Below are 1106 nucleotides of genomic sequence, written 5' to 3'. Positions count from 1 at the left end.
AGCCGGCCTGAAGCAGCAGCGAACAGGCCAGCGTCGTGACGACTGCCACACGGAGCGAATCCAAAGCGAAGTAAACCATCGACGCATTGCTGCACAGGACCAGCCCCACGAGCCGACAAAAAGATGAAGTGCAACGCCGCTCCCCTGGTTTTCGCCAGATCATGTTGCGAGCTCGTCGGCCGCAACATGCGTCTGGCAGTTCTTGGGGCAGACGCGGCCGCAGGCTCCGCAGCCTATGCAGCGGCCGGCATCTTCGACAACCATGATCATGCGATTGAGCTTGCCGTCGAAATCCTCGTCCTCGTCATCGCAGGGGCCGAGGATTTCACCCGCATCATCAACGCCGTGAAGATGCATCACATCGCGCGAGCAGACCTTGAAACAACGGCAGCAGCCGATGCAGGTTTGCTATCGATGGAGGTCAGGTACGACGGCATCCAAATGGAGCCGTCACGGGTGGTGAATGTGCGCATCATCCTAAATTCTTCATTGAAGCGAGTTCTCTCTTGGCAACATCCAACTCGGCATAAACGGCTTGGGTTTTCTCGGCGACTTCCTGTATGTCGGCCCACTTGCCCGGCAGACCCTCGACAAGGTCCTGCAATGCCATCTTGGCAATAGCTGCACGCAACTGGAGCTTTCGGACTTTCTTCCTCATCTTATCTAGGTCTGACATAGATCCTTCCTGGAACAATGGTTTTGTTGATGCGCTCCATCTCGGGCTAGGCTTCAATGGCTGCAGTCGCATCGTCGACCAGTTTCGTACCGGCCTCAGCAAGTTTGCGGAAAGTCTCGAAGCCGAACCGGTGGACGTCTCGACAGAACGCCCAACCGCTGGAAGCCCGCAGGGGCTTCATTCCAATTATTGGCGACGTCGACACGCCGGAGCGCTCCTCGATCGCAAGCGCTACGGCGGTGTAAAACATGTCGAGCCTCCACAGCGCGTCAGGATCGGGATCGCCGCCAAAGGGTACCGCACGTTGCTGTTGCTTGGTGATGATGAACTCGGCCAGCAGCTCGGCATCCGAATGGCCTTCCCATAAGCCGAAGGAATCCTGAGTACGAATGAGCCGCAGGAGGCATTTGACGAACGGGGAAGCAAGGGC

Annotated in this window: 3 protein-coding genes and 1 pseudogene; all 4 read right to left on the bottom strand. The window is 57.6% G+C overall.

The genetic code is table 11. From position 1 onward, the window contains the following. Positions 1-79 (bottom strand): exopolysaccharide production repressor protein (locus tag EOB49_RS38290; RefSeq protein WP_281034479.1); only part of this gene is annotated, 79 nt, incomplete at its 3' end. Between the two features lie 80 nt (positions 80-159). Beyond that, positions 160-476 (bottom strand): annotated as a pseudogene (fdxB, locus tag EOB49_RS34010) (ferredoxin III, nif-specific). Continuing rightward, the gene (locus tag EOB49_RS34005; RefSeq protein WP_063169367.1) at positions 473-676 is read right to left on the bottom strand and encodes a CCE_0567 family metalloprotein; all 204 of its coding nucleotides are present in this window, start codon (positions 674-676) and stop codon (positions 473-475) included. The pseudogene fdxB and the gene EOB49_RS34005 overlap by 4 nt, the downstream one beginning before the upstream one ends. Positions 677-722: 46 nt before the next feature. Further along, a partial coding sequence (locus EOB49_RS34000; protein WP_127383513.1) for a DUF269 domain-containing protein occupies positions 723-1106 on the bottom strand: 384 nt, incomplete at its 5' end.

The sequence above is a fragment of the Mesorhizobium sp. M7A.F.Ca.MR.148.00.0.0 genome (assembly GCF_003997735.1).
GTDB lineage: Bacteria > Pseudomonadota > Alphaproteobacteria > Rhizobiales > Rhizobiaceae > Mesorhizobium.
This window is presented reverse-complemented; position numbering and strand designations above follow the sequence as displayed.